The sequence below is a fragment of the uncultured Thiodictyon sp. genome (genome assembly GCF_903828115.1).
Lineage (GTDB): Bacteria > Pseudomonadota > Gammaproteobacteria > Chromatiales > Chromatiaceae > Thiodictyon.
On record NZ_CAIKKU010000900.1, the window covers coordinates 1 to 6,623 of the forward strand.

The window sequence follows — 6,623 nt, forward strand, 5'->3', positions numbered from 1 at the left end:
CCGTGACCGCCGAGCCCGCGGATGCGGGCCTGGGCTTCGACGCCGACGCCGAGCCCTTCGGGCGCTACCGCAGCGTCCAGCGGCTCGGCATCATCGGCGGCAAGGGGGTCGGCAAGAGCTATCTGTTCCAGGCCATGGTCTACCGCGTCCAGCACGCGCGCACGGCCGGGGCACTGGCCTATTTCCTGGACACCCAGGGCGTCGAACTGGTCCGGACCCTGTCGCGCGAGGAGCACGCCCGCACCGTCAATCTGCAGCGCTTCAATGGAGACTACGAGCGGTGGACGCGCCTGGGCACGACGCTGGCGGCCAGCCAACCCTGGTACCGGTTGACCCTGCCCTATCGGACCGGGCTGCTGGGGCGCACCCGCGCCGCCATGGAGGTCGAGTTTTTCGACGGGTCCGGGGAGCAGTTCTTCGAGGCCCGGGACCCGCTGAACCGCGGGCTCTGGGTGCAGGCGTACCGGGAGGCGCGGGTGATGGCCTTTTGTCTGCCCCTGTGGGCGGTGTTCCCGGCCGCGGACCTGTCGGCGGCCGACTGGCGGGAGCGCGACGCCCTGTTGGAGTCCTTCCACGAGGTGGTGCAGAACTACAAGGACATGCGCCGCCGCCTGCGGCTGCGTCAGCCGGTGCGCTCGATCCTGGCGCTGACCATGGCGGACGACCGCCGCTGCGCCCTGGCGGGGCTGCGCGATACCTGGATCGGCGGCTATCTCCAGGCACCCGCGGCCTTCCTGGCGCGGACCCGCACCGGGGGGGGCATTGCGCGCTATCTCGCCAATGCGCGCCGGGTCTCGCGGTTTCTGGGCGAGGAGTTCGCCGCGGCGCCCTCCCCGGGGGTCGCGGGCATCCCGGACCTGCTCGGCTTCGGCGCCGGCCGCCCCTGGCTGATCCCGGTCAGCGCCATCCATGGCGAGGCCCTGGATCACCTGGAGCTCCAGTACCCCAACCCGGACGAGCGGCCGCCGCGCCTGCCCCCGGTGCCGGTGCATGTCGAGTTGCCGCTGCTGGTCGCGCTGTGCGAGCGCGCGAATGCGTTAACCTAAATCCGGCAATTGCTCTCACAAAGACACAAAGACACAAAGAAAAACAGATCAGTGAAGGCGTTGCGCCGATCACCGCCCAGGTGACCTCCGCGACCGACATATCGCTCTGAAAATCTTTGTGATCTTTGTGTCTCTGTGAGAGAACTGCTCTTTCGAGGGTTAATGGAAGCGGCGCGGGGCAAGGAGAGGCTTTATCCTGGAAAGAGCAGTTCTCACGCCAAGGCGCCAAGCTCGCCAAGGTTCTTCAATACATTATTTGCCTTGGGCTATTCACCCGTCAGGCGATCTGGTGACTTTATCTACCCTATTGTATTTCTTGGCGAGTTTGGCGCCTTGGCGTGAGTAACTGCCGGATTCAGGTTTATCCGCAGCGGACAGTCGGTTTCCGACCGGGGGCATCGTTGATTCCACAGAGCTTAAACGTCTGCCGCGGCCAGGCCGATCACGGGATCGGCGAGGCGGGCACGCCGATCCGGCGCGGCGAGCAGTATCTCGCGGCGGATGCGCCATTGCAGGCGGACCCCGAGCTGCTGCGCGGTATCCGCCATTGGCTGACGCTCGATGCCGGCCCCGGCGACCATGGCCGGCTCCAGGAGCGGCTGACCGGCTGGGCCTGCTTCCCGGCCGGGCCCTATTATTTCGTCGTCCGGCTCGCTGCCGCCGGGAAATACGACCGGCGGGACGCCTATTTCGCCCACGCGCGCGCCTGGCCCCTGGCGGCCTTTGCGGCGGACTTCGACCCGGGTCTTTATCTCGGTCAGGATGCGGCCTTCCTGACGGAGGCACCGGCCGGCGCGACCCTTGCCGGGCTGCCGCCGCCGCCCGCCCCTGGGCCGGACCCGGCTTGCGCCGCGCGGGAGCAGGCGCTGGCGGTGGGCCTCATCACCCACCTCTTCCACGGCATGGTGACGGGCTGGCCGGTGATCCTGGCCGTGCCGCTCACCGCCTTTGCCGCCGGGTCACCGCTCGCCCGGGTCATCTCATTCGCCCGCGGGGCCCTGCCGGACCGGTTGCGGCGCCGCTGCCGGGTGCGGGTCTTCAGCCGCAACCCGCCGCTCTTCCTGGGCCAGGGCCCCGACGGCACCGCGGTGGACCTCCTGGTCATCCCCGAGGACCTCGCCGGGGCGGCCTTGGGCGCGGTGCGCCGCCGCGCCCTGCTGCTCGATGCCCGCGGCGAGCGGTGTGACGGACCAGCGCCGGCGGCGGGCCTCAGCGACTATGCGCGGGCCGCCATTGAGAGCGCCCAGCGCTTCCCGGCCCAGTTGACGGGCTTCGGCGAGCGCTTCGACCGGCTCTGGACCGACCCCGCCGCGGCCCCCGGACCGGAACTGACCGGCTGGGTCACCCTCACCTACAACCTGGCCGTCGCGCTGGCCGGCGGCGCGGCCCACTGCGGCAGCCTGTTCGCCAACTATCTGCTGACCCAGGCGCGGGCCACTGACCAGGTCCCCTGGTCGGCGCTGATCCGCCCGGACGACTGGGCGCGCTTTCCGCAGGACCACCTGATCCGCTTCATCCTGCGTGCGGACGAGGCCTTGAGCCCCGGCGAGGGGCGCCTCCAAATGGCCTTGGTCGACGCCTTCCAACGGCTGGGGAGCACCCTCGACGAGGGTCTGGCCGCCTGGTGGAACCCGGCCGAGGCGCCCAAGCGCCGCCGCCTCCTGGCACTGTGCGACCTGGACCCGCCGCTGATCGCGGACGCGCGCTGTGCCGCCCTCACCCGGCCCCTGCCGATCGCGACCCTGGCGGCCGACGGCGCCCCCCTGACCGGCGCGCTGCGGGCCGAGTATCGGGCCGGGGTCTTGGGGGCGCGCGGCGCAGAGGCGCCGCACTTGCTCGCCGTGCTGGACCAGCCGGGCCTGTTCGCGCTGTTGCTCGAGGCGGACCGGGCCGGCGCACTCGAGGCCCCCTGGCGCCGCGGCGACCTCGCGGCCATGCCGCTGCCCCAGGCGGCGGCCCTGGCGCGGCAGTTGCTCCAGGAGCCGCGGACCTGGGGCGGGCTGGAGGACCTGCCGACGCGCCTCTTCGCCCGACTGGAGCAGGCCCCGGGCGGGCTCGACACCATCGCCGCGGACCTCTTCGACCCGCAGGGCCGCCTGCGCATCGCGCCGACCCCGGCGTCCGCCGTCCTGTTGCTGGAGACCGCGCCCATCGCGCGGCGGCTGCCGTGCGCCGATCTGATGACGCTGGGCGAACTCCTGCCCGCTACCGCGATGCGCGCCCTCACCGCCTACCAGGCCCGGGTCACGGCCCTGATGGACCTGGAACCGCAAGCGACCACGGCGCACCTGATCCAGGCGGGTGCCTGGCTCGCCTGGCGGCGCCACGCCGATCCCGCGCCGGACCAGGACGCCCGCCACCGACTTGCCCTGACCTGGCTCACCAGTCCCGCCCTGGCCGTGCTGCGCGACGACCGGGCCAGGACGCGACCGCCCCAGTGGCGGCCAGACCGGACACAGGCCCGGGGCGCCGACCCGGTGGACATTACCCGCGAGACCTGGGACCAGGTCATGGCCGACCTGGGGCCGCTCGCACCGGCGACGGTCCAACTGTTGACGCAGCCCGACACCCACTGGCCCTGGGTCCACCCGTTCCAGCAGGACCAGGCGCGCGACCTGGCCGCGCACTGCCCCGACCCGCAGGCGCGGGCGGCCCTGGCCGCGGATCTGGAGCGCACTGAATGGATAACGGCCGCCGACGCGCCCTGGATCGGCGAGGTCATCGCCGCCCTGGCCGCGGGGGCGGACGGGGACGCGGCCCTGGCGGGGCTGCGGCAGCGCGTCCAGGCGGCGGCGGACCAGGACGGACACGACGCCCGGTCGCACCCGCTCATGCAGTTGTGCCGGGCGATCTGCGCCCTGCCCCCGCGGCAGCGCCGCCGCGACAGCCCGCTGATCAGGCACGGCTGGCAGACCCTGGAGCGGGCGATCGGCGGCGAGGGCGGCTATTATCACTGGGCACTGCTGAGCGCGGACCGGCCCATCCTGCCGCTCCTGCACCTCGCCGCCTGCCTGAGGCCCGAGCGCCAGGCCGGAACCCTGGCGCTCTGGTTCATGTATCGACCGGACTGCGCCCCACTGCGCCGGGAGCCGCGCTGGTGGGAGGCCCTGATCGGCAGTGTACTGGCGCAGACCACGCCGCCGGACGCGCGCGGCAGCGCCCCGGCCCGGCCCTGGTGCGCACCGGCGGAGGCGACGCGGCGCGCGGCCCTGGCCCTGATCGACGCCGAGCGCGAGGCCCTGCCGGCGGCCGAGGCGATGGCCCTGGCGCGGGCCTGGGGGGACTTGGACAGCGGCGGGACCTGGACCGACAACTGCGGAGCGAATCACCGATGAACGAACGGCTCGCCTTTTTTTGCGACCGCGACACCGCGCCCGGTCACCTGCGCACCTGGACGGACGCCGGGGAGACCGGCGAGACCCTCTACCAGGTCTGGTGCCGGGCGGCCTTGGCGGACCCGGGGCCGGACGCGGCGGGACCGGCCGCCGACCCCGCGGGACTCGCGGCACGGGTCGCCGCGGCCGGCGGCGGCATCATCGCCGTGACCCGGCCGACCGGCACCGGGGCCGCGTTGCGCGTCGCGACCATCCCCGCCGCGGGCTATGACCCGGCCACCGAGTTGCTGGTCCTGCGCCCGGGCCAGTCGCCCGCCTGGATACCGGGCGACGGCGCCGCCATCCCGGCGGACCCCGGCACCTTCGTCCTGGCCCCCGCCACCCGCGCGGACCAGACCACGCTGAGCGCCTTCCTGGACCAGTTGGAGCGGCTGCCGGACGACTATCGCGGCCTCCTGCTCAACGTGCTGCGCCGGCCCGGCATCGAAGGGGCCCTGTGGCGGCTGGAGCGCCGACTGGAGCGGTTCCACGGCGACCCGACCCCGGGGGTCACGGACGACCACGAGGCCCGACCCCGGGGGCCGCGTCTCGCCCAGGCCTGGCCCTGGGTCCTGACCGGCTTGCTGGTGCTCAACCTGCTCGCCGTCCTCGGCAGTGCCTGGTGGGTCAAGGGTTCAACCGGGGACGCCGCGCCCCCTGAGGAGGTTGAGCACCAACCCGGCGCGTCCCCAGCCGCCGCCGGGACCTGGATCGCACCCGCGCCGCCGCGTCCGGACTGGTCGTCCTGCGGCCCCCCCTGGTTCTGCCAGGTACCCTTGGCCCCGGGACCGGGCCGCTCCGCGGGCCTGTCGCCGCCGGGCCCCGCCGCCGTGCATGGAAGCAAGCGCTAGACCATGGACAGCCCCCAGCCCCCCGCGCCCATCACCCTCACCGCCATCCCCGCGGGCGGCGCGGTCCCGGAGCCGCTCGCGCTCCAACCCGACGCGGCCGGGGACTACCGCTTCAGCCTGCAGTGCCTCCCGGGTGCCGACGCCATCCACCTGGAGATCGCGCGCGCGGGCCAGCCGTGCCTGCGCGCCGAGGTGCGCGCCCAGGCCGACGAGGTGGTGGGTTGTCACCTGCGCCTGGACGACGGCGGCGAACCGGTGCTGCTGGTCGGCAGTCACCAGGTCCTGTTCCTGCCGCTGGAGCCCGCCGATACCACCCCGGCGCCGCTCCCCGTCCCCCGCGCCGAGGCCCCCTGGGACCTCTGCCTGGTGATCGACGCCACCACCCGGACCGCCGCGGCACCGCCGGGGCGGGCGCCGACCGACCCCGGACACCCGTCAGCGACGGCGGGGACAGACCCGGACCAGCGCGATACGCCGACCGCCCCCCCGGGGCTCGACGCCTTCCTGCTGAACCAGCCCGACCAATGGCATGCGGTGGTCGCGCCGGTCGTAGACCTGGTGCGGCACCTGGGCGGGCCGGGCCAGGGTTGTCGGCTCGCCGTCATCGCCTTCGGCGACGAGCCGCCGCCCCCCGGCATCTACGCCCCCGACCTGCTGCCCGACTTCCACCTGCGCACCCTGCCGCCGGAGCGGCCCGAACACCTGCTGATCCCCATGACCCCCGAGTCCCTCACCGAGCTGCTGCTCACCCGCCTGACGCCCAGCCCCGGGGGCGACTTCGTGGACGCCCTGGCCGACGCCCTGGCCGCGGCCGGCCGCCTGCAGTGGGGTGACGAGCGCCGCCGCCTGCTGCTGCTGATCGGCGACTCCCCCGGTCACGCCACCGCCCACCCGGTGCCCTACGGCGGCGACGCCCTGCCGCGGCGCGCCGATGTCGACACCGAGGCCGCGCGCCTGCACCGCGACCACCGGGTCGAGGTCCTGACCCTCTACCACCCGCCCCCCGCCGCCTTCGCCAAGACCCTGCTGCCGACCCAGGCGGCCCTGATCCGGCACGCCCGCGAGCAATACCGGCGCCTCGCGGGCCGGCCCGCGCTCGCCTTCACGACCGGCGACTTCGACCCGCGACAGGCCGCCGACACACTCCTGGGGCGGCGCACGCCGCTGGGGCGTGGGGCTTGTTGGGGGTGGTTGGTCGAGGGCTGAGCGCCCGCCGGGGGCAGCCCGACAGGAGTGGGGGCGTCCCGCCCCCACAGGACCAGGGGCCAAGCGGCCGGCCTTTGGCGCGGCCTTGATCCTAGTTCCGGCGGCGAGGTTGCTGGTCCGCACAGCGGACCCTACGGGCCCGTAGG

At 73.9% G+C, this 6,623-nt stretch carries 4 protein-coding genes; all 4 read left to right on the plus strand.

Going from position 1 to position 6,623, the window contains the following annotated elements; genetic code table 11:
- Window positions 1-1,046: hypothetical protein (locus QZY48_RS34150; protein WP_295439164.1), on the plus strand; the 1,046-nt coding region annotated here is incomplete at its 5' end.
- 401 nt (window positions 1,047-1,447) lie between these two features.
- On the plus strand, window positions 1,448-4,381 hold the full coding sequence (locus tag QZY48_RS34155; protein WP_295439166.1) for a hypothetical protein: 2,934 nt from the start codon (window positions 1,448-1,450) through the stop codon (window positions 4,379-4,381).
- Window positions 4,378-5,271, plus strand: coding sequence for a hypothetical protein (locus tag QZY48_RS34160; protein WP_295439169.1), 894 nt, complete (start codon window positions 4,378-4,380; stop codon window positions 5,269-5,271). The genes QZY48_RS34155 and QZY48_RS34160 overlap by 4 nt, the downstream gene beginning before the upstream one ends.
- A gap of 3 nt (window positions 5,272-5,274) precedes the next feature.
- Window positions 5,275-6,477, plus strand: coding sequence for a hypothetical protein (locus tag QZY48_RS34165; RefSeq protein ID WP_295439170.1), 1,203 nt, complete (start codon window positions 5,275-5,277; stop codon window positions 6,475-6,477).
- The last annotated feature ends 146 nt before the right edge of the window (window positions 6,478-6,623 follow it).

What these genes read in the sequence shown, in the direction of transcription:
- QZY48_RS34160 (WP_295439169.1), top strand. Translation starts at nt 4,378, where the DNA reads ATGAACGAACGGCTCGCCTTTTTTTGCGACCGCGACACCGCGCCCGGT.
- QZY48_RS34165 (WP_295439170.1), top strand. Translation starts at nt 5,275, where the DNA reads ATGGACAGCCCCCAGCCCCCCGCGCCCATCACCCTCACCGCCATCCCC.